The 21373-nt window shown below is 73.5% G+C and carries 15 protein-coding genes; 10 read left to right on the forward strand and 5 right to left on the reverse strand.

The window, feature by feature from the left end:
• The first annotated feature begins 42 nt into the window (after positions 1–42).
• The 5 genes from R2B67_RS31640 (at position 43) to R2B67_RS31660 (ending at position 11846) form a co-directional block, all read left to right on the forward strand.
• Complete coding sequence (locus tag R2B67_RS31640; RefSeq protein WP_317822808.1) at positions 43–615, forward strand: DUF4240 domain-containing protein; 573 nt, start codon at positions 43–45, stop codon at positions 613–615.
• Positions 616–722: 107 nt separating this feature from the next.
• Positions 723–4319: a hydantoinase B/oxoprolinase family protein gene (locus R2B67_RS31645; RefSeq protein ID WP_317822811.1), complete on the forward strand. Its 3597-nt coding sequence runs from the start codon at positions 723–725 to the stop codon at positions 4317–4319.
• Positions 4320–4424: 105 nt separating this feature from the next.
• A complete protein-coding gene (locus R2B67_RS31650; protein WP_018512532.1) occupies positions 4425–5951 on the forward strand; it encodes a hypothetical protein in 1527 nt (508 codons plus the stop codon).
• 85 nt (positions 5952–6036) lie between these two features.
• Positions 6037–7005, forward strand: coding sequence for a hypothetical protein (locus R2B67_RS31655; protein ID WP_237324869.1), 969 nt, complete (start codon positions 6037–6039; stop codon positions 7003–7005).
• A gap of 62 nt (positions 7006–7067) precedes the next feature.
• On the forward strand, positions 7068–11846 hold the full coding sequence (locus R2B67_RS31660; RefSeq protein WP_317822812.1) for a hypothetical protein: 4779 nt from the start codon (positions 7068–7070) through the stop codon (positions 11844–11846).
• Between the two features lie 48 nt (positions 11847–11894).
• Here the strand turns inward: R2B67_RS31660 and R2B67_RS31665 are convergent, their stop codons facing one another.
• Entirely contained in the window at positions 11895–12248 is a 354-nt protein-coding gene (locus R2B67_RS31665) for a hypothetical protein (RefSeq protein WP_018512535.1), read from the reverse strand.
• Between the two features lie 627 nt (positions 12249–12875).
• Between R2B67_RS31665 and R2B67_RS31670 the strand changes: the two genes are divergently transcribed.
• The 4 genes from R2B67_RS31670 to R2B67_RS31685 are packed head-to-tail and all read left to right on the forward strand — an operon-like array spanning position 12876 to position 17420.
• Positions 12876–15881 (forward strand): sensor histidine kinase, encoded by a 3006-nt coding sequence (locus R2B67_RS31670; RefSeq protein ID WP_317822815.1) that lies wholly within the window; start codon positions 12876–12878, stop codon positions 15879–15881.
• The gene (locus tag R2B67_RS31675) at positions 15878–16321 is read left to right on the forward strand and encodes a roadblock/LC7 domain-containing protein (RefSeq protein ID WP_015607287.1); all 444 of its coding nucleotides are present in this window, start codon (positions 15878–15880) and stop codon (positions 16319–16321) included. The genes R2B67_RS31670 and R2B67_RS31675 overlap by 4 nt, the downstream gene beginning before the upstream one ends.
• 9 nt (positions 16322–16330) lie before the next feature.
• A complete protein-coding gene (locus R2B67_RS31680; protein ID WP_317822817.1) occupies positions 16331–16831 on the forward strand; it encodes a DUF742 domain-containing protein in 501 nt (166 codons plus the stop codon).
• A complete protein-coding gene (locus R2B67_RS31685; protein ID WP_018512538.1) occupies positions 16812–17420 on the forward strand; it encodes a GTP-binding protein in 609 nt (202 codons plus the stop codon). Before R2B67_RS31680 ends, R2B67_RS31685 begins: the two co-directional genes overlap by 20 nt.
• Positions 17421–17579: 159 nt before the next feature.
• On the opposite strand, the gene R2B67_RS31690 is transcribed toward R2B67_RS31685, so the two are convergent.
• The 4 genes from R2B67_RS31690 to R2B67_RS31705 form a co-directional block, all read right to left on the reverse strand.
• Positions 17580–18770 carry a lipid-transfer protein gene (locus tag R2B67_RS31690; protein ID WP_317822818.1) on the reverse strand — a complete coding sequence of 397 codons (1191 nt, stop codon included), beginning with the start codon at positions 18768–18770 and terminating at the stop codon, positions 17580–17582.
• A complete protein-coding gene (locus tag R2B67_RS31695; RefSeq protein WP_202481946.1) occupies positions 18767–19231 on the reverse strand; it encodes a Zn-ribbon domain-containing OB-fold protein in 465 nt (154 codons plus the stop codon). Before R2B67_RS31695 ends, R2B67_RS31690 begins: the two co-directional genes overlap by 4 nt.
• A gap of 154 nt (positions 19232–19385) precedes the next feature.
• Positions 19386–19733, reverse strand: coding sequence for an Mpo1-like protein (locus R2B67_RS31700; protein WP_317822821.1), 348 nt, complete (start codon positions 19731–19733; stop codon positions 19386–19388).
• Between the two features lie 106 nt (positions 19734–19839).
• Entirely contained in the window at positions 19840–20682 is an 843-nt protein-coding gene (locus tag R2B67_RS31705) for a M15 family metallopeptidase (protein ID WP_317822823.1), read from the reverse strand.
• A gap of 60 nt (positions 20683–20742) precedes the next feature.
• On the opposite strand from R2B67_RS31705, the gene R2B67_RS31710 reads away from it, so the two are divergent.
• Positions 20743–21309 carry an NUDIX domain-containing protein gene (locus R2B67_RS31710; protein ID WP_317822825.1) on the forward strand — a complete coding sequence of 189 codons (567 nt, stop codon included), beginning with the start codon at positions 20743–20745 and terminating at the stop codon, positions 21307–21309.
• Positions 21310–21373 lie beyond the last annotated feature (64 nt).

Genomic DNA, 21373 nt, shown 5'->3' on the forward strand with positions numbered 1-21373 from the left:
GTCGGACCTCCGTTGTCAGACCCCCCTCCTACGCTTCTCACCATGGACATCGACACGTGGTGGGGGCTCGTCGGACGGGCACGTGAGGCGGCCGGGGACCGGGCGGACGACCGGGACCCGCCCGACGATCCGCTGCCGGGCGCGCTGACCGATGTGCTCGCGGCCCTGGAGCCCACGGAGATCGTCGACTTCGCCGTGACGGCGTACGAGGTGACCGCGTCCGCCTACCGGTGGCCCTTGTGGAACGCGGCCTACCTCATCGAGGGCGGCTGCGGCGACGACGGGTTCATGGACTTCCGCGACGGGCTCGTCCTGCTGGGGCGGGAGGTCTTCACCCGGGCGGTGGCCGACCCCGACTCACTGGCCGGGCTGCCCGTCGTGGTCCGGATGAGCCGTGGGCAGGGCGGCTGGATCGGCTACGAGTCGCTGAACGTGCCGGTGCAGGCGGCGTACGCGCGGGCCGGGGGCGCGGCCGACGGGTTCCACGCGGCCGTGGAGGCGGCCGGCCGGGGCCGCATACGGACCGGGGAGCCGGGCGGGGAGAACGGGGACGCGGAGGACGCCGACGCCATGCGTCGGCAGCTGCCCCGGCTGGCGGCGCTCTTCCTGGACTGAACGGGGGCCTGCTCTCCCTGCGGGTCTTGTTCGTTCCTGAGGGTCTTCTCTATTCCTGCGGGTCTTCTCTCCCTGCGGCTTCGCGCCCGCCGGAACAGAATGGCGCCATGACCGGACGCTGGGAGTTCTGGATCGACCGGGGCGGCACCTTCACCGACGTCGTGGGCCGCCGCCCCGACGGCCGGCTGGTCACGCGCAAGCTCCTCTCGCACGACCCCGACCGATACGACGACGCGGCCGTCGCCGGAATCCGTCTGCTCCTCGGCCTCCGCGACGGCGAGCCCGTGCCCGCCGACCAGGTCGCCACCGTCCGGATGGGCACCACCGTCGCCACCAACGCCCTGCTGGAGCGGCGCGGCGAGCCGACCGTCCTGCTCATCACCGAGGGTTTCCGGGACGCGCTGCGGATCGCGTACCAGAACCGCCCCCGCCTCTTCGACCGGCACATCGTCCTCCCGGAGGCCGTCCACGAGCGCGTGATCGAGGTCCCCGAACGTATCGACGCCGAGGGGCACACCGTACGAGACCTCGAACTCGACGCCGTACGAGAGCAGTTGCGCGCCGCCCACGCCGACGGGCTGCGCAGCGCCGCCGTCGTCCTGATGCACGGCTACCGCCACCCCGCCCACGAGCGGGCCGTCGCCGAGGCGGCCCGCGAGGCCGGGTTCACCCAGGTGAGCAGCTCCCACGAGGTCAGCCCCCTGATCAGGCTCGTCCCCCGCGGCGACACCACCGTCGTCGACGCCTACCTCTCACCCGTGCTGCGCCGGTACGTCGACGAGGTCGCCGCGCGGCTGGAGGGTATCCGGCTCCTGTTCATGCAGTCCAACGGCGGACTGCGCGAAGCCGCCGCGTTCCGGGGCAAGGACGCCGTCCTCTCCGGCCCGGCCGGGGGAGTCGTCGGCATGGTCCGTACGTCGCAGCAGGCCGGACACGACCGCGTGATCGGCTTCGACATGGGCGGCACCTCCACCGACGTGTCCCACTACGCCGGAGAGTTCGAACGTGAGCTGGGCACCCAGGTCGCCGGGGTGCGGATGCGTGCCCCCATGATGAGCATCCACACCGTCGCGGCGGGCGGTGGTTCCCTGCTCCACTTCGACGGCCGCCGCTACCGTGTCGGGCCCGACTCCGCCGGCGCCGAACCCGGCCCAGCGTGCTACCGCAGGGGCGGCCCGCTCACCGTCACCGACGCCAACGTCATGCTCGGCCGCATCCAGCCCGAGCACTTCCCCGCCGTCTTCGGCCCGGACGGCGACCTGCCGCTCGACGCCCACCTCGTACGGGAACGGTTCGCGGAGCTCGCCGACGAGATCGGGCACGCCACCGGGGACCGTCCGGCCGAGGCCGAAGTGGCGGCGGGCTTCCTGGAGATCGCCGTGCTCGACATGGCCAACGCCGTCAAGAAGATCTCCGTGCAGCGCGGCCACGACATCACCCGCTACGCCCTCACCGGCTTCGGCGGCGCGGGCGGCCAGCACGTCTGCGCCGTCGCCGACGCGCTGTCCATCGACACCGTCCTCGTACCGCCGCTCGCCGGGGTGCTCTCCGCGTACGGCATCGGCCTGGCCGACGCCACCGCGATGCGCGAACAGTCCGTGGAGGCGGAGCTCGACGAGACCGTACGGGAGCGGGTCGACCGGCTCTGCGCGGAGCTGGCCGACCGTACGCGGGACGACCTGCGCGCCGACGGGGTGCCCGATTCCGCGATCGGCACACGGGCCCGGGTCCTGCTGCGGTACGCGGGCACGGACGCGGCGCTTGCCGTGGCCCTGGACTCCGTGGCCGCGATGAGCGAGGAGTTCACCGCCGCCCACCGCACCCGGTTCGGCTTCACGATGGACAAGCCCCTCGTCGTCGAGACCGTCTCCGTGGAGGCCACGGGGACGACCGGGGAGCACGGCTCCGGTCCCGCCGACCCCCCACCGCGCGAGGGCGCGCTCCAGCCTCGCGCCACCGTGACGATGTACGCCGAGGGCCGGGAGCAGCAGGCTCCCCTCCACCGCCGGGAGGACCTCCGCCCTTCCGACACCGTGACCGGGCCCGCCGTCGTCGCGGAGGACGACGCCACCACCGTCGTCGACCCCGGCTGGCAGGCCACCACCAACACCACCGGGCACCTGGTGCTCACCCGGGCCCGCCCCCGCCCCGGCCGGACGGCCGTCGGCACCCGCGTGGACCCGGTGATGCTGGAGGTCTTCAACAGCCTCTTCATGTCGATCGCCGAGCAGATGGGCGTCCGCCTGGAGAACACCGCCCACTCCGTCAACATCAAGGAGCGCCTCGACTTCTCCTGCGCCCTCTTCGACGCCGACGGCAACCTCATCGCCAACGCCCCGCACATCCCGGTGCACCTCGGCTCCATGGGCGAGTCCATCAAGGAGGTGCTCCGGCGCAACGAGGGCACCCTGCGCCCCGGCGACGTGTACGCCATCAACGACCCGTACCACGGGGGCACGCACCTGCCCGATGTCACCGTGGTGACCCCCGTGTTCGAGGAGGACGAGCTCCGCTTCCTGGTCGCCTCGCGCGGCCACCACGCCGAGATCGGCGGCACCACCCCCGGCTCCATGCCCGCCTTCAGCCGGACGATCCACGAGGAGGGCGTGCTCTTCGACAACTGGCTCCTGGTCCGCGACGGCACGCTCCGCGAGGCCGAGACCCGCGAACTGCTCACCTCTGCCCCGTACCCCTCCCGCTCCCCGGACACCAACCTCGCCGACCTCCGCGCCCAGATCGCCGCCAACGAGAAGGGCATCGCGGAACTCCGCCGCATGACCGACCAGTTCGGGGCAGACGTCGTGCAGGCCTATATGGGGCACGTCCAGGACAACGCGGAGGAGTCCGTACGCCGGATCGTCGCCCGCCTCCACGACGGCGGCTTCCGCTACGAGACCGACGCCGGGGCCGTCATCCAGGTGGCGCTCACCGTCGACCGGGACGCCCGCAGCGCCGTCCTCGACTTCACCGGCACCTCCCCGCAGCAGCCCGGCAACACCAACGCACCCCGCTCGGTCGTGATGGCCGCCGTCCTGTACGTCTTCCGCACTCTCGTAGGGGAGGACATCCCGCTCAACAGCGGCTGCCTGAAGCCGCTGGACGTGCGGATTCCGCCCGGTTCGATGCTCGACCCCACCTACCCGGCGGCGACCGTCGCGGGCAACGTGGAGACCTCGCAGGCCGTCACCGGAGCCCTGTACGGAGCGCTCGGCGGCCAGGCCGAGGGGTCCGGCACCATGAACAACCTCACCTTCGGCAACGACCGCGTCCAGTACTACGAGACGGTCGCCAGCGGCTCCGGGGCGGGCGACGGCTTCGACGGCACCGACGCCGTGCAGACCCATATGACCAACTCCCGGCTCACCGACCCCGAGATCCTGGAGTGGCGGCTGCCCGTCCTTCTGGAGAGCTTCGCGGTCCGGGAGGGCAGCGGGGGAGCGGGGCGGTGGCACGGCGGCGGAGGCGTGGAGCGCCGGATCCGCTTCCTGGAGCCGGTCACGGTGGCGCTGCTCTCCGGGCACCGCCGGGTCCCGCCGTACGGAGCGGAGGGCGGGAAGCCGGGGGCGCTCGGGGAGCAGTACATCGAGCGGGCCGGAGGCGCGGTCGACCGGCTGGAGGGGTGCGACACCGCCGAACTGGACGCCGGTGACGTGCTGGTGGTGCGGACGCCGGGCGGCGGGGGGTACGGGCCCGCGGGGGCGTGACCGGGGGCGCGTGGCGCCGTCCGGAAGCCGGGACGCAGCCGCCCCGCACCGGTCGCATAAACGCCGTTTCGACCGTTGTCAGTGCGAGGACCTAATCTGTCCCTCGTGACTTCGCCTGCCGACACGGAAAACGCTGCGCCGCAGCTCAGCGCGGGGCCGAGGCCTGCCCCGGGCCCCGCCGCCGACGAGGGGCTCTCGCGGCGGCTGCGCGCGCTCGCGTGCACGGCGCCGCTGCACGACCTCGACGTGCGCAAGGCGAATCTGGCCGGTGAGTACACGGTCTACGCCATGGCGGAGGTCGCCCTCGCGGCCATCGACCACGTCACGCTCAACATGGACTTCGACACCGGGGCCGACCACGACCAGATAGTGGCCAGGCTGCTGCCCCGCGTCGGCGCCCAGGCCCCGGACCGCCCCGTCGCCGAGCACGAACGGGTCGCGCGCTGGGTCCTGGAGAACCTGATCAACGTCGGCAGCGTCGACCGCGGCTTCCGCGCGGTCTACGGCACCTTCGGCCCCGACGGGGTCTACGTCCGCCGGGACTACGACTTCAAGCTGATCGAGGAGGTCCCCGGCTACGGTGGCACGGTCTACCTCCGCGCCACCGACGAAGCGGTCAACGTCCTCGTCGGCGCCCTGGACACCGATGTCACCAGCGCCCAGATCGCCGCCGAGGTCAAGCTGGAGGTCCTGATCAGCCGGGGCCGCCTCGCCGACGCCCAGCTCGCCGCCGAGCAGGCCCGCTACCGCACCGTGCAGTACGCCGAGACGCTCCGCCGCACGCTGGAAGCGACCCGGCGTAACGTCCGCGCGGTCGACTGGCTCACCACCGTGCCCGACATGATCGCCGAAGCCCTGGACCACGTGGCCGACCGCTACCGCCACGAGAACGCGATCCTCACCAACATCCGCAAGGCACGCGACGAGGCCGAGGACCCCGAGCACAAGCGCCGCGCCGCCGAGCTCGTCGACATCGTCAAGGACTGCATCCGCCGCCACACCCAGCTCCAGTCCCGGCTGCTTGAGGCCGGACCCCTCTTCCGCGCCGAGCAGGACCGGCAGGCGTTCGCCACCCCGACTGCCCACGCGGGACTCGATCTGTACGGTCAGCTCCTCGCCCCGCTCCTCCCGCTCCCCGTCGAACAGTCCACCCGGGCCACCGACGCCTTCTTCGCCCACGGCACCGGCCTGCGCACCCCCACCTCCGTCCGCGTCGGCGACCTCGTCGACATGCTCCTGACCCCGCCGCTGGAGCGGGAGCACCTCGGCATGGAGATGCCCGAGCCCGACCTGATCGCCACCCCGGACGACAGCCGCTTCAGCGACGCCCAGCTGAGCAGCGCCATGGCCCTGCTCGACCTGGAGCACGACGCCCCGCGCCGGCTCTCCGGGCTGCTCGCCGAGGCCCGCCGCAGCGACCCCGACCTGCCGTATCTGGTCGCCCTCCTTGCCGTCCACGCCGCCAGCCCACCGGTCGGCACCGCCTACCGCCAGGGCGAGCGGCGCCTGCTCTTCGCGGTGGACGACGGCACCGAGCTGGACGACCCGGAGTTCGGCGGCGCCGACCTGATCGTGGGCATGGCCCTGCTGGACGCCGCCGGAATGGCCGCGGACCGCCAGGAGGCCTCATGACCGGCGGCCCCGTACGTCCTGCGCACCCCACCTGTCCCGTACCGACGTGCACCCCCCACCTGTTCCGTACCGAGGAGTCCCAGCCGTGAGCGACCACGACGCCGAGCACCCCGACGCGTGGACCGAGCCCTCCGCGTACGCCGCCTCCTCGACGACGTACGCGGGCTCCTCCACGGCGTACGCCGGTGACTCCGCGCATCCGCAGGCAGCCGGGCCCGTTGGTCCGCAGGCCGTCACCCCGGCCGACGCCGCCGACGCGGCCCGGCTGGTCTCCTTCGGGCTCCAGCCCAAGCTGCTGCCCGCCCGCGACGCCGAGTACGCCGACCTGCTCCGCCGCTACCGGGAGGAGAGCGCCTTCGCCCGGCTCGCCGACGCCGTCGCCACCGGGCTCGGCCTCATTGTCCTGGAGGTCTCCCCGCGCGCCGGGATGGCCGTCACCGCGGGCGAGGACTCCGTCTTCGCCGTCCGCATGGGCGACTACGCCCGCCGCGCCTCCTCCGACGCCGCCGACCGCTTCCTCCACGGCCTCGCCCACCTCGCCGTCGCCGCCCTCGCCTTCCCCCGCCCCGAGGACCTCGCCGACGACGCGTACATCGGCCGCATCACGGTCAACGGCGTCGACGCCTTCGTACGCCAGGCCTGCAAGCGGCTTGAGGAGCGCGCCGAGGAGCAGGGCGACAACACCGACCCCGCCACCGACACCCCCGGCCTCGAATCCGGCTGGCGGATCTACGCCCGCCGCAGCTCCACCGGCGCCACCAAGGACGCCCGCCGCCTCGCCGGATCCACCACCGGCATCATCGGCAAGGCCGTCGCCTTCCTCACCGACTCCGGCTTCCTCCAGCGCACCGGCGACGACGCGGGCGGCGCCTACCGCACCACCGCCCGCTACCAGCTCCAGGTCCGCGACATGGCGGGCAGCGCCGCCATGGCCGAGCTGCTGGAGCTGGGCGTCGTCCCCGTCACCGACGGCACCGCCACCCTGCTGCCGCCGTCCGACCCCGACGACCTGGAGCTGGCGGCCGACGCGGGCCTGCCCTTCCACTCCTCCTGACCCCCTGTATTTGAGAACTGCCGCTCCACCACCGCTTCTCCGAACGACGAGAGTCCGCCGCCATGTACGAGTTGTCCCGGGTCCGCCTCTACTCCATCGGGCCTGCCGGTGCGCGCTACGCCGACACCGTCCTCGACCTGCGCGGCGTCGGTGAGCCCGTCCCCGACCCGGCCCCCGCCCAGGCCGAGTTCTTCGAGGACGAGCCGGTCGGCCCGCCGCGCCGCCCCGCCCCGGCCGGTGTGCTCTTCCTGGAGAACGGCGGCGGCAAGTCCGTCCTGCTGAAGCTGATCTTCTCGGTGATGCTCCCCGGCCACCGCAACACCCTCGGCGGCGCCAGCTCCGGCGTGCTGCGCAAGTTCCTGCTCGCGGACGACTGCGGCCATGTCGCCCTGGAGTGGCAGCACACCCTGACCGGTGAGTGCGTCGTCGTGGGCAAGGTCAGCGAGTGGCGGGGGCGGCAGGTCTCCAACGACCCGCGGAAGTTCGCGGAGGCGTGGTACTCGTTCCGGCCGGGTCCCGGGCTCAGCCTGGACAGCCTGCCCGTCGCGGAGGCCACCGCCGTCGGCCGTCCCGCCGAAGGGGTCTCCGGGGCCCGGGGCAGGCGCCGCACCATGAAGGGGTTCCGCGACGCCCTGGTGGACGCGGGCAAGTTCTACCAGCACCTCGACGTGCACTGGGAAGAGATCCACGACCGCTGGAACGAACACCTCGGCGACCTCGGACTCGACCCCGAACTCTTCCGCTACCAGCGCGAGATGAACGCCGACGAGGGCGAGGCCGCCGGGCTCTTCGCGGTGAAGAAGGACTCCGACTTCACCGACCTGCTGCTGCGCGCCGTCACCGACACCCGCGACACCGACGGCCTCGCCGACCTGGTCAGCGGCTTCGGCAACAAGCTGGGCCGCCGCGCCGAGCTGACCGCCGAACGCGACTTCACCGCAGGCTCCGTGGACCTGCTCAACCGGATCGTCGAGGCCACCGAGACCCGCGCCCGCAGCCGCGACATCCACGCCGGCGCCGAGCGCCGCACCCGCACCCTGGCCCGCCGCCTGAGCGCCCGCGCCGCCGAGGAGCGCGGCCGTACCGCCGAGCTGGCCGAGCGGGTCACCGCCGCCGCCCACACCGTCACCGAGGCCGAGTCCACCCGCGGCCACCGCTCCCTCATCGCCGCCGAACTCGCCTACCGCCACGCCTCCCTGGCCCTGGCCGGCGCCGAGAAGAGCGCCGCCGCCGGACGCAAGGAGCTGGCCGAGGCCCGTACGCTGCACGCCGCCTGGCAGGCCGCCGAGGCCGTCCTGCGCCACCGCGCCGCCGCCGACCGCTCCACCAGGGTCGCCGTTGCCATCCGCGAGGCCGAGCGCGACGCCGCCCCGGCCCTCGCCGCCCGCGCCACCGCCGCCGCCGACCTCGTACGGGCGCTGCACACCGCCGCCGAGGACGGTGAGCGCGTCGCCAACGAGCAGGAGGAGCGCTCCGACACCCTCCAGGCCACCGGCGAGCGCGCCCACCGCGATGCCACCGTCGCCGCCACCGAGGCCCAGCGCGCCCGCAGCGAGGCCGGCCACCTGCGCCAGCGCCTCGCCGAGGTCGAGCAGGAGACCACCGAGGCCGTCCAGGCGGGCTGGCTCGACAACACCGAGCCCGACGCCGACCCGGCCCGCGCCGCCCTCGCCGCCAGCGACGCCGAACAGTCCGCCGTCGCCGCCTGGGACACCGCCCGCGAGGCCGCCCGTACCGCTGCCGACCAGGCCAGGGAGGCGGCGGCCGCCGAGAGCCGTGCCGAGCTGGCCGCCGCCCGCGCCGCCGACGGTGCCAAGGCGGCCGAGCAGAGTTACGAGGACGAGCTCAGGGCCGCCGAGTCCATCGCCGCCGACCCCCGCCTCGCCGACCTGCTCGGCCTGCCCACCGGCACGGGCGTCCCGCACCCCCGCCGGGGAGCGGGAGAGGAGACACCGGGCGGGGCACAGCGGGACACCGCCCGTACCGTCCCTCAGGGCGACGGCACCGCGACCGGCTCTCAAGGCGCCACCGAGACCGCCCCGGAGAGCGCGCTCGCCCTCGCCGACCAGCCTGCCTCCGCCCACCAGCCGCTCACCGCCCAGGAGTTCGACCGCAGCGCCGACGAGCTGCGCGACCTCCTCGACCAGTCCGTCACGGCCGCCGAGCGCCGCCTCTTCGACCTGCGTACCGCCGCGGCCGACGACGCCCGCATCCTCGGCGCCCTCGGCGAGGGCGGGCTGCTGCCGCCCGGCCCCGACGTCCTGGCCACCGTGGAGTATCTCGGCGAGCACGGCATCCCGGCCCTGCCCGGCTGGCGCTATCTCGCCCAGGCCGTCGACCCGGCCGACCACGCCGCCGTCCTCGCCGCCCGCCCGGAGCTGGTCGACGGCGTCGTCATCACCGACCCCGACGCCCATACCCGCGCCCGCGAAGTCCTCGGCAGCGCGGCCCTGTTGCCCCGCTCGGCCGTCGCCGTAGGCACCGCGGCCGCCCTCCTCGCCCCCGTCCCGGACCCCGCCACCGGGTCCGACGCGCAGCACGACGGCGTCTTCCTCGTCCCGCCGAACCCGGCCATGCACGACGAGCACGCCGCCGACGAGGAGCGCCACGCCCTGCGCTCCCGCGCCGCCGCCCGCGACGAGGACATCAGGACGCTCGCCGCCCGCCTCTCGGGTGACCGCGCCCTCGCCTCCCGCATCGGCTCCTGGCGCGCCGACTGCCCGCCCGGCATGCTCGCCGAGCTGGCCGAGGCCGCCGCCACCGCCCGCACGGCGGCCCAGAGCGCCGAAGCAGTCCTCGCCGAGGCCCGCACCGCCCGCGCCGAGGCCGACGAGGCCGCCGCCGACACCGCCCGGGTCCGCGAGGAGCGCCAGGAGGCCGCCCAGCGCGCCCGCCGGGTCGCCGACGCGCTCGCCGGGCTCGCCCACCGGCTGCGCGAGCGGGCCCGCTGGCAGGTCCGCCTCCGCGAACTGGTCGACGAGGCCGCCGAATCCGAGGCCCGCGCCGCCGTCTGCCTCGACCTGGCCCGCTCCGCCGACGAGGACCGCCGGGCCGCCCAGCGCGCCGGGGACGACGCCCGCCGCACCGCCCGCGCCCTGCGCGCCGAGCGCGCGGAGATCGCCGGAGCCCCGGAGATCCTCCCGGAGCCCGACGACACCAAGCCCCGCACCGCGCTGCCCACCCTGCGCGAGGCCTACCGGGCCGCCTCCCAGCTGTACGAGAAGGTCGGCGTCGGCGCCGACCTGCGCGCCGAACAGGCCCGTGCCGAGAGCGACGAGAGCGCCGCCCTCGCCGAGCTGGACCGCCTCACCAACAAGGTCCGCACCCGCGCCGCCCAGCTCCTCGAAGGCACCGACGGAGCCGACGGCCCCTCCCGCCAGGCCGCGGCGGCCCGCGCCGAATCCCACGTACAGCTGCTGGAGACGCGGGCCTCCACCGCCAGCGAGCAGCTCGGCCGGTACCGAGGCGAGGCCGAGCGGCTCGCCCCCGACGACGAGCGGCCGCACCACACCGAACTGCCCGACGAACTGGTCCCGGCCGACGCCGAGCAGGCCCAGGCCCTCCTGCGTACGGCCACCGGCGAACTCGCCGCCGCCACCGCCGCCCTGGACACCGCCCGCGCCGCCCACAGCGAGCTGCTCCACGCCCACCGCACCGCCGAGGACTCGGCGGGCGGCTTCGACGAGACCGCAGCCCTCCTGCGCGACCTGCTCCGCGACCACGGCGCGGAGGACGGCACCGAAGGCCCCGACCCGTACCCCGGCACCTTGGAGGAGGCCCGGCAGTCCGCCGCCGAGGCCCGCCGCTCCCTGCGCGGCTGCTCCACCGACCTCTCGGCCGCCGAGAGCGCCGTGCGGGAAGCGAGCGACATCCTCGTACGGCACGCCAATTCCACCCGCTACGAGCAGGTCCGCACCCCGGCCCGCCAGCAGATCCGTGAACTGCCCGCCTCCGCACTGCCGGAGCACGCCCAGAAGTGGGCCGACGCCTTCGCCCCCCGGCTGCGCGTCCTGACCGACGAGCTGGTCCAGCTGGAGCGCAACCGCGACTCCATCGTCGACCGGCTGCGCGGTCTGGTCGAGTCGGCCCTCGCCACCCTGCGCTCCGCCCAGCGGCTCTCCCAGCTCCCCGAGGGGCTGGGGGAGTGGTCGGGGCAGGAGTTCCTCCGGATCCGCTTCGAGGAGCCCGACCAGGCCACCCTCACCGAACGCCTCGGCGAGGTCATCGACGAGGCGACGCACGCCGCCCTCAAGAAGAACTCCGACCTGCGCCGGGACGGCATGTCCCTGCTCCTGCGGGGCGTCGAGGCGGCTCTGCGGCCCAAGGGCATCGCGGTGGAGATCCTCAAGCCGGATGCCGTGCTCCGTGCCGAGCGGGTCCCGGTCGGGCAGATGGGCGACGTCTTCTCCGGTGGCCAGCTCCTCACCGCCGCCATCGCCCTCTACTGCACGATGGCGGCGCTGCGCAGCAACGACCGGGGCCGCGACCGTCATCGGCACGCGGGCACGTTGTTCCTGGACAACCCGATCGGCCGCGCCAACGCCACGTATCTGCTGGAGCTCCAGCGCGCCGTCTCCGACGCGCTCGGCGTGCAGCTGCTCTACACGACCGGTCTCTTCGACACGACAGCGCTCGCCGAATTCCCCCTCGTCATCCGGTTGCGCAACGACGCCGACCTGAGGGCCGGGCTGAAATACATCAGCGTGGAGGAGCACCTGCGCCCCGGGCTGCCGCAGCAGGACCCGGACGGCGAGACGGTCCACGGCGAGATCACGGCGACCCGCATGTTCAAGCGGAGCACCCAGCAGGCAGCCGAGCCGCAGCCGGAGCCGGAGGCGTAACCCCCGCTCCCCGCGGGCCCGATGAGGCATCGGGCCCGCGGGCAGGCCTCACGCCCGGGAGAGATCGCCGGCGTTCCGGCGGCCGCGTATCCTGCCGCCCGCCTCGTCCCGCTCGGCCGCTCGCGCCGCCCGCTGGGCCCGCCGCCGCTCCCGGCGCATCTGCCGGGCAGTGCTGCTCGGCTCGGACACCACGCCATGGCGCTGGTTCCACACCTGCCGGGTGACCCAGACGTCCAGCACCGCCCAGGTGGCGACCACCGTGCTCGCCACACTGCTGAGCACCATCGGGAAGGCCAGCCAGGAACCGGTCAACGTGCTCAGGAAGGCGACCATCGCCTGGATGATCGTCAGCGACATGATGAGGACGGCGCGCACCGCGGCCGTCCGCACCGCATCGGGCATCCGCCGCTTCCTGGCCGGCTCCTCCACCCACAACTGCCGCGGAACCCGCACCCCGTACGCGGCATCCGCCTTCGCGGTGCCGACCGGTGCTCCGGCGCTCCCGCGCTCCTGCGTGCTCAAGGTCCTTCAACTCCCCACCACTGTCCGACTTCAGGGTGGCTGCCCGGCTTGCGCCGGTTCTACGCGGGCGGATGGACTCCGTACCGCCGCGCGCGCCCCCGCCGTGCGTCTACCCCGTACATATGGACGAACCACCCGCTCCGAAGATTCCCGCTGAAAGCCGCCGCAGAGCCCCAGAACGCTACGGAACGAATAATTCCAGCCAACTGATCCGGGCCCGAACTCGGGGGATCGGTGGGGATCCTCTGTCGCTTTCGCGAATTTCATCTCCGGGAATAACGGGACAACTCATGGTCAAACCCTTGGCGGACGGCTGAAAATCATCCGGACGTGTCTTCGAGTTGTCTCTGTGTCAGTAGTAGGCTCGCGCCGTTTATTGACGCAGGACGGACCCTCGCCCGCGTCGGCCGATGCGCGCCGGTGTACGTACGGCGAACCTCGGGGCAGGGTCGAGGGACGACCGGGAGAAGACCACCCCCGCGGTGCGGGGCCGATCTGGGGGAGGCCATGCGCTTTCGCGGGAAGTCCATCCGCAGGAAGATCGTGGCGTTGCTGCTGGTGCCGCTCGTCTCCCTCACGGGCCTCTGGGTCCTCGCCACGTACGTCACCGGCCGCCAGGCGAGCGAGCTGATGAGCGTCAGCACCACCGTCGACAAGGTCGCCGGCCCCCTGGAGGAAGCGGTCCGGGTCGTCCAGGCCGAACGCCGGCAGACCCTGGTCTTCCTGGCCGACCCCCGAGCCTCCGACGCCCTGCCGCTCCTCCTGAGCCAGCGCGCCGACACCGACCGGATCGTGGCCGAAGTCAGGGACAGCGCCCAGCAGAACGACGTCCGCGAGGCGCTCGACGCCGAGGCCCGCACCCGACTCGACGCGATCCTGAGCGCCGTCGACGGCCTGGACTCCCTGCGCGAATCCGTCGAGAAGCGCACCATCGGCCGGGCGAAGGCGCTGGACTTCTACAACGGCCTCGTCGACCCGGCGTACCGTTTCCTCAACGGTCTCCACACCACGGACAACGGGTCGCTGGACAAGCAGATGCGGGCGCTGGTGGGGATATCCAGGGCCCGCGAGATGCTGTCGCGCGAGGACGCGCTGGTGGCGTCGAGCCTCATCGCGGGCCGCTTCACCACCGCCGAACTGCGCCAGATATCCGGCCTGGTGGCCCAGCGCGAGCTGCTCTATGAGGTCAGCCTCGAAAACCTCCCCGCCGCCGAACGCCGCCGCGTCCAGCAGTTCTGGAGCAGCCCGGACGCCGAACCGCTGCGCACCGCCGAGGACACCCTGATCGCCGCCGGGCCCACCAAGCGCCCCGGAGCCGTCGACACCGAGCGCTGGCAGGCGGCGGCCGTGCCCGTCCTCGACCGGCTGGCCGGCGACTCCACGGAGATGGGCAACCGCTTCCAGGACCGCGCGGAACCGGCCGGATACCGGGTCCTCGCCCAGGCCGGAATCGCCGGGGTCCTCGGCTTCCTGGCCCTGATCATCTCCATCTTCGTCTCCGTACGCATCGGCCGTGAACTCGTCCGCGACCTTTCCCGGCTGCGCAAGGACGCCCACGAGGTCTCCGGCGTCCGCCTGCCGAGCGTCATGCGGCGGCTGGCCTCCGGCGAACAGGTCGACGTCGAGACCGAGGCCCCGCACCTCACCTACGAACGCGACGAGATCGGCCAGGTCGGCCAGGCGCTCAACACCCTCCAGCGCGCCGCCGTCGAGGCCGCCGTCAAGCAGGCGGACATGCGGCGCGGGGTCTCCGAGGTCTTCGTCAACCTCGCCCGCCGCAACCAGGTCCTCCTGCACCGCCAGCTGACCCTGCTGGACACCATGGAGCGCCGCACCGAGAACAGCGACGAGCTCGCCGACCTGTTCCGCCTCGACCACCTCACCACCCGTATGCGGCGCCACGCCGAGGGGCTCGTGATCCTCTCTGGCGCCGCCCCCTCCCGCCAGTGGCGCAAGCCCATCCAGCTCATGGACGTGGTCCGGGCCGCCGTCGCCGAGGTCGAGGACTACGAACGCATCGAGGTCCGGCGGCTGCCCCGGATCGGCGTGGGCGGCCCCGCCGTCGCCGACCTCACCCACCTCATCGCCGAACTCCTTGAGAACGCGACCGTCTTCTCGCCCCCGCACACCGCGGTCCAGGTGCACGGCGAACGCGTCTCCAACGGCTTCACCCTCGAAATCCACGACCGCGGCCTCGGCATGCCCCCCGAAGTCCTCCTCGACGCCAACCTCCGGCTCGCCGAGACCCCCGACTTCGAGCTCTCCGACACCGACCGCCTCGGCCTCTTCGTGGTCAGCCGGCTCGCCCAGCGCCAGAACGTCCGGGTCTCCCTGCAGAAATCGCCGTACGGGGGCACCACCGCGGTCGTGTTCATCCCGGCGGCCCTCCTCACCGAGGCCCCCGACACCCACGGCACCGGCTTCCGTCTCGACCGCCGCGCCGAGCGGGCCATCGGCAGCGGCCGCACCGACGGCGACGCCCCGTCCGCCGACGGCACCCCGTCGGGCGGCGACCGCAGGGCGGGCGGCCGGTCCGCCGTCCTCGCTCCGGTCCCCACCGGGCTCACCGGACCGGCGGTGCTCGACGGCCCGGTGGAGCTGGAAGCCCCGGTCGGCCCCCTGGACCTCACCGGCGACCGGCTGGACCGCGCCTCCGACCCGGCCCTCGATCCGGCCCTGGGCCCCGTACTCGACGGGGTCTCCGACCTGGAGGACACCGAGAGCGAGCGCGGCGGCATCTTCCGCGCCCGCGACCTGCGCCGCGACGACGGCCGGGACCCGCGCCGCGAGGACGACCGGAGCCCGCGCGGTGACGACGGCCGGGACCGGCGCCGGTCCACCGGCCGCGAACAGCACCAGCAGGCCCGCGACCACGGCGAGGGCCCCACGGCCGAGGTCCGCCCGATGCGCCCCGCGGGCCCGGTGCCGCTGCCGCGCCGCACCCCGCCGACCCTGGTCACCGACCGGGGCCGCCGCGTGGACGACCAGAGCCAGGACCGGGACCGCCACCAGGACCAGGACCAGGGCCGGGACCTGCACCGGGACGCCGCCGAGCCGCCCGCGACCGCACCCCGCACCCCGACCGGCCCGGTCGCGCACACCACCCCCTGGGCGGCCCGCGCCGCCCAGCGCACACCCGTACCGCTCAGCACCACCAAGGAACCACCCCGCACCACCGAGGAACGATCCCGCACCACCGAGGCGCGCCCCGAGAGCACTCCGGCGCCGAACGGCCCGACCGCCCCCGACACCGTGGGCGGCCTGCCCCGGCGGGTCCGGCAGGCCAGCCTCGCCCACCAGCTCCGTGAGGAGTCCGCCGACCGGACTTCGCACCGGGCGCCCGTGGACACGGTCGACGACTACGACCGTGACGCGGACGAGGTACGCAACCGCATGGCTTCACTCCAGCGCGGCTGGCAGCGCGGTCGTCGGCAGAACGCCGAGGACACATACGACGCGACCGGCCCCGAGGGAACAGCACCAGGAACCACTCCGGGAGGGGACGGTCGATGACCGCACCGAACGCCGCAGCACCCAACCCCGCACGCCACGGCTCGGGCGAGCTGAACTGGCTGCTCGACGAACTCGTCCAGCGCGTCGCCAGCATCCGCAAGGCGCTGGTGCTCTCCAGCGACGGGCTCGCCACCGGCACCTCGCAGGATCTGACCCGGGAGGACAGCGAGCATCTGGCCGCCGTCGCCTCCGGGTTCCACAGCCTCGCCAAGGGCGTGGGCCGCCACTTCGACGCGGGCCGGGTCCGCCAGACCGTCGTCGAACTGGACGAGGCGTTCCTCTTCGTCACCGCGGCCGGGGACGGCAGCTGTCTCGCCGTCCTGGCCGACGCGGACTCCGACGTGGGCCAGGTGGCGTACGAGATGACGCTGATGGTCAAGCGCGTGGGGGCCCACCTGGCCAACGCCCCACGGACGACCGGTCTGCCCGCCGGAGGGTGAGGGCCGGGCATGAGCGCTGACTCCCGCCGGGGCACGAACCCCGGATCCACGGACTCCGGTTCCGCGGGCCCAGGGGCGACGGGCCTCGGGTCCGACGGCCCCGGCTCCACGGACGCGACCACCGCCGACCCCCAGTCCTCGCGGTGGTACGACGCGGAGGCCGGGCCGGTCGTCCGCCCGTACGCCATGACCCGGGGGCGCACCAGCAGCGCCTCCCGGCACCGGCTCGACCTGATCGCCCTCGTCGTGCCCGAACTGGCCGCCGAGGACCCCGGCCGGGACCAGACGCTCGCGCCCGAACACGTCACGATCGTCGAACTCTGCAGCGACGCGCCCCAGTCGATCGCCGAGCTCGCCGCCGAACTCGACCTCCCCGTAGGGGTGGTACGGGTCCTGGTCGGCGATCTCGTCGAGGACGAGCTGGTGCACGTCACCCGTCCCGTTCCCCCGGCCGAGCTGCCGGACGTGAACATTCTTCGCGAGGTAATCAATGGCCTTCGGGCGCTCTAGCCGCGTCAAGCAGCGGCCCGTCGAGCCCGTCACCCTGAAGATCCTGGTGGCGGGAGGGTTCGGTGTCGGCAAGACGACGGCGGTCGGCGCGGTCAGCGAGATCAGACCGCTGCGTACGGAGGAGCGCCTGAGCGAGGCGGGCCGCCCGGTGGACGACCTGGAGGGGGTCGAGTCCAAGACCACCACCACGGTCGCGATGGACTTCGGCCGGATCACGGTCCGCGAGGACCTGGTCCTCTACCTCTTCGGCACGCCGGGCCAGGACCGCTTCTGGTTCCTCTGGGACGAGCTGGCCCAGGGCGCCCTGGGGGCGGTCGTCCTCGCCGACACCCGGCGCCTGGAGGACTGCTTCGCCGCGGTCGACTACTTCGAACGCCGCCGGATCCCGTTCACCGTGGCCGTCAACTGCTTCGAGGGGGCAGGGCAGTTCCCCGCCGAGACCGTGCAGGCGGCCCTCGATCTCGACCCCGAGGTCCCGGTGCTGCTGTGCGACGCACGGGACCGCTCCTCCGTACGCGACGTCCTGATCGCGGTCGTCGAGCATGCCCTGGAGCGCGCGGCAAGGGACCGCCGGCCCGTCGCCACCTGACGGCCCTACGCTCCCACGGCCCTACGCTCCCACGGCCGTACGCGTACGGCCCGTACCCCCGCCGACAGGGGTACGGGCCGCACGACGTCCGGCGGGCCGGGCTGCGAGTGTTCTGCGGCCATGACGAGCCGTCAAGCCATGGCCAGGCAAAAGGTGTTCTCAGCGGACGGCCACCACCGCCGAACCATGCCCGAACAGCCCCTGGTTCGCCGTGATGCCCACCCGGGCCCCCGGCACCTGACGCTCCCCGGCCCGGCCGCGCAACTGCCAGGTCAGCTCGCACACTTGGGCGATCGCCTGCGCGGGTACCGCCTCCCCGAACGAGGCGAGCCCCCCGCTCACGTTGACCGGGATGCGGCCGCCCAGCGCGGAGGCTCCCTCCCGTACCAGCTTCGCGCCCTCACCTGCACCGCACAGTCCGATGTCCTCGTACCACTCCAACTCCAGTGCGGTGGAAAGGTCGTAGACCTCCGCCAGCGACAGATCCTCCGGCCCGATACCCGCCTCCTCGTACGCGGCCCGGGCGATCGAGGACCGGAAGCTCTCCGGCGACGGTTCCACGGCCACCGCCGAGTCGGTGCCGATGTCCGGCAGATCGAGGACGGTCCGCGGGAACGTCGGCGTCACGGTGGAGACGGCCCGGATCCGCACCGGGGCGGCCACCCCGCGCCGCCGCGCGAACTCCATGCTGCACAGCACCAGCGCGGCACCGCCGTCGGAGGTGGCGCAGATGTCCAGCAGCCGCAGGGGATCGGTGACGACGGCCGAGGCGGCGACTTCCTCCGCGGTCACCGGTGTCCGGTAGCGGGCGTACGCGTTCAACGCCCCCGCCGCCGCGTTCTTCACCTTGACCAGTGCGAAGTCCTCCGGCGTATCCCCGTACAGCGCCATCCGGCGGCGTGCGTACAGCCCGAAGTACGCCGGGTTCGTCGCCCCGAGCACCCGGAAGCGCAGCCAGTCCGGATCGTCCGGCCGCTCCCCGCCCGCCGGGGCGAAGAACCCCTTGGGCGCCGCGTCGGCCCCCACCACCAGAACCGCGTCCGCCATTCCCGCCAGGATCTGGGCCCGCGCGGTGTTGATCGCCTGCGCCCCCGACGCGCAGGCGGCGTACACGGAGGCCACCCGCGCCCCCTGCCACCCCAGCGCCCGCGCGAACGTCGCCCCGGCCACGTACCCCGGATAGCCGCCCCGGACCGTCTGGGCGCCGACCACCGACCCCACCTCCGGCCACCCGATGCCCGCGTCGTCGAGAGCGGCCCGCGCGGCGGCACGCCCGTACGTGACGAAGCCGCGCCCCCACTTGCCCCACGGGTGCATCCCGGCCCCGAGGACGGCCACGTCGCCGGTCACGACAGAGCCTCCGCCACCACGGGCCGCCAGTTCCACGTCGTGTGTACGGTGCCGGCCGCCCGGTCCTCGTCCAGGACGCCCGGCACCACCTCGACCACCGAGCCGACGGGCAGATCGTCCACGCCCACCCCGGGCGCGGCCTGCCCCAGCACCACCATGCGCTCGGCTGCCAGCTCCACGGCGACCAGGGTGTACGGCACCCAGGGAACCCCGGGATCGCTGACGTACGGGGGAGGGGGCCGGTAGCGCCCGTCGGTGCAGGACCACACCGTGCCCCGCTTCGACAGCGGAACCTCCTCCAGCTCCCCGCCGGGGCAGCCCGGATTGCGGCAGTGGCCGTCCTCACGGGGGAAGTGGACCGACCGGCACCCCGAGCAGCGGGTGCCCAGCAGCCGGAACTCCTCCTCCGCGGCGTCCTCGGTGAACCAACCGGCCACCACGGGTATGCGCGTATGCGGCAAAGCCCCTCCCCGGCACTGAATCTGACGGAACGTCAGAAGTGTGCCACGGGCAGTGGCCCTCGGCGAGAGGGGAGACGCCGAGAGCTTCCCCGGCGAGAGGAGCGACCAGGAGAGCCCTTCCGGACGCGACCAGGCGAGCCCCTCCGCACGCGGCTCACCCGTTCTCGGCCAGCCACTTCGCCGCGGTCTCCGCCAGCTCGGCGTCCCGGCCCGCCAGCATCATCCCGATCATCTGCGCGTCCCCGCGCAGCGACCACGCCGGATGCCCGAAGGTCGCCGGATTGTTCTTCTCGATCAGGAAGTGCGCGGGCCAGGCCGCGCCGTACCCGATCAGCGGTAGCGCCGCCAGATACCGCTTCCGCCCCCGCGCCAGCCCGTATGCCGTGATCGCGAGACCGGTGAGCGTGCCGGTCAGATGGACCCAGCGGGTGGCGGCACGGGAGTGCATCGCGACGTAGTACGGCCAGAATTCCTCGTACGAATCGAACGTCTGCTGTGACATACGGGCACCGTAGCCGCCCGACCGGCAACCGAACACGCCCCTTTCGCGTCCGAAAGGAAGAACGGGCGGCCGGAGCCCACGGGGGTGGTCCCGGTCGCCCGTTCTTTCAGTGCCCGGCCACCGCCCTGCGGTCGACCGGGAAGTCGAAATAGGTGTCCGGGAACATCTCGGGCTTATGGGTGAAGTGCCACCACTCCTCAGGCAGATTCACGAACCCCACCTCGGTCAACGTCCGCTTGAGGAGCTGCCGGTTGGCGCGCTGCACGCCCTGTATCCGGGGGTCGTCCGTGTGCGACAGGGTGTCGAAGCAGTCGTAACCGGTCCCCATGTCCACCGAGTTGTCGGGGAAACGCTCGTCCTTCGGCGCGAAGCAGGGAGTCAGCCGCTCGCCCGGACGGTACGGCCTGGTCGGCAGAGCCGGCAGTCGGACCAGCGTCAGGTCCACCGTGCTGCCCCTGCTGTGTCCGGACTTCTCCGCGATGTAACCGTCCTCGAACAACCGGCTCTTGTCGACCAGCGGATAGAACTCCCCCTTCATGGACTGGTCGTCGAGATCCTTCGCCCACCGCACGAAGTGGTCCACCGCCCGCTGCGGCCGGTAACAGTCGTACACCTTCAGCGCGTACCCCTGCCGCAGCAGCCGCTTCTGCGCCAGATGCAGAGCGCGGGCGGCGGGCCGGGTCAGGATGCAGACCGGCTGCCGGTACCCGTCGACGCGCTCACCGAGGAAGGTGTGCGCCGTGGTGTAGCGCATCTCCTGGATGATCGTCGGATCCACCGAACGCAACGTCACGAACCCGTCGGCCGCCTTCGGTTCGGAGCGGGCGTCCGCCGAAGCGGATCCGGGCCGGGCTTGAGCGGGCGCGGGGGAGGCAGCCGTGTGGGCGAGCAGGGCAGTGGCGGCGGCAGCGGTGGCCAAGGCGCGGAGAGCGGTACGCATTCCTGTCATGGTCACACCGTCTATCAGCTTCGCCGCCCCTGCGAAAGGACGATCGGATACAGTCCGCCCGTGCCCGAGCCCACCGACAGCCCCGCCCCGACGACCGGTCGGCAGCCGACCCCGTACGTCAGGGACTCCCACTGCTCCACCTGCGGAGCCCCGTACCCCGCCCTGACCGCTCCCGGCACCTGGCCCCGCACCTGCCCACGCTGCGGCACCACCGCCTACCGCAACCCGCTCCCGGTCGCCGTGGCCCTGCTCCCCGTCACCGGCCCCACCGCGACCGGACTTGTCGCCATCACCCGCACCATCGAGCCGCAGAAGGGCGGTATGGCGCTGCCCGGCGGCTTCATCGACCACGCCGAGGACTGGCACCACGCGGTCGTCCGCGAACTGCGCGAGGAGACCGGGATCGAGGCCGACGAACAGGACGTCCGCCTCGCCGACGCCCTCAGCGACACCGCCGGCCACCTCCTGCTCTTCGGCCTCCTCCCGCCACGCCCCCTGGCCGCCCTGCCGCCCTCCGTCCCCACCCACGAGACATCGGGTTACGAGATCCTCCACGCCCCGCGCCCGCTGGCCTTCCCGCTGCACACGGAAGCGGTGAACGCCTGGTTCGCGGGCCGCTACGGCTGATGCGTACGGGGCTCCGCCAGAGGCGTACGGGGCTCCGCCACAGGGGATCCACGGAAAGCGCCCC

Source organism: Streptomyces cyaneofuscatus, from assembly GCF_033109485.1.
GTDB classification, from domain to species: domain Bacteria; phylum Actinomycetota; class Actinomycetes; order Streptomycetales; family Streptomycetaceae; genus Streptomyces; species Streptomyces cyaneofuscatus.

Excerpts from the sequence above, each read along its gene's own strand:
- R2B67_RS31670 (WP_317822815.1), top strand. The coding sequence starts at position 12,876 with ATGCGCTTTCGCGGGAAGTCCATCCGCAGGAAGATCGTGGCGTTGCTG.
- R2B67_RS31675 (WP_015607287.1), top strand. The coding sequence starts at position 15,878 with ATGACCGCACCGAACGCCGCAGCACCCAACCCCGCACGCCACGGCTCG.
- R2B67_RS31700 (WP_317822821.1), bottom strand. The coding sequence starts at position 19,733 with ATGTCACAGCAGACGTTCGATTCGTACGAGGAATTCTGGCCGTACTAC.
- R2B67_RS31685 (WP_018512538.1), top strand. The coding sequence starts at position 16,812 with ATGGCCTTCGGGCGCTCTAGCCGCGTCAAGCAGCGGCCCGTCGAGCCC.
- R2B67_RS31660 (WP_317822812.1), top strand. The coding sequence starts at position 7,068 with ATGTACGAGTTGTCCCGGGTCCGCCTCTACTCCATCGGGCCTGCCGGT.
- R2B67_RS31680 (WP_317822817.1), top strand. The coding sequence starts at position 16,331 with ATGAGCGCTGACTCCCGCCGGGGCACGAACCCCGGATCCACGGACTCC.
- R2B67_RS31640 (WP_317822808.1), top strand. The coding sequence starts at position 43 with ATGGACATCGACACGTGGTGGGGGCTCGTCGGACGGGCACGTGAGGCG.
- R2B67_RS31705 (WP_317822823.1), bottom strand. The coding sequence starts at position 20,682 with ATGACAGGAATGCGTACCGCTCTCCGCGCCTTGGCCACCGCTGCCGCC.
- R2B67_RS31645 (WP_317822811.1), top strand. The coding sequence starts at position 723 with ATGACCGGACGCTGGGAGTTCTGGATCGACCGGGGCGGCACCTTCACC.
- R2B67_RS31665 (WP_018512535.1), bottom strand. The coding sequence starts at position 12,248 with ATGCCCGATGCGGTGCGGACGGCCGCGGTGCGCGCCGTCCTCATCATG.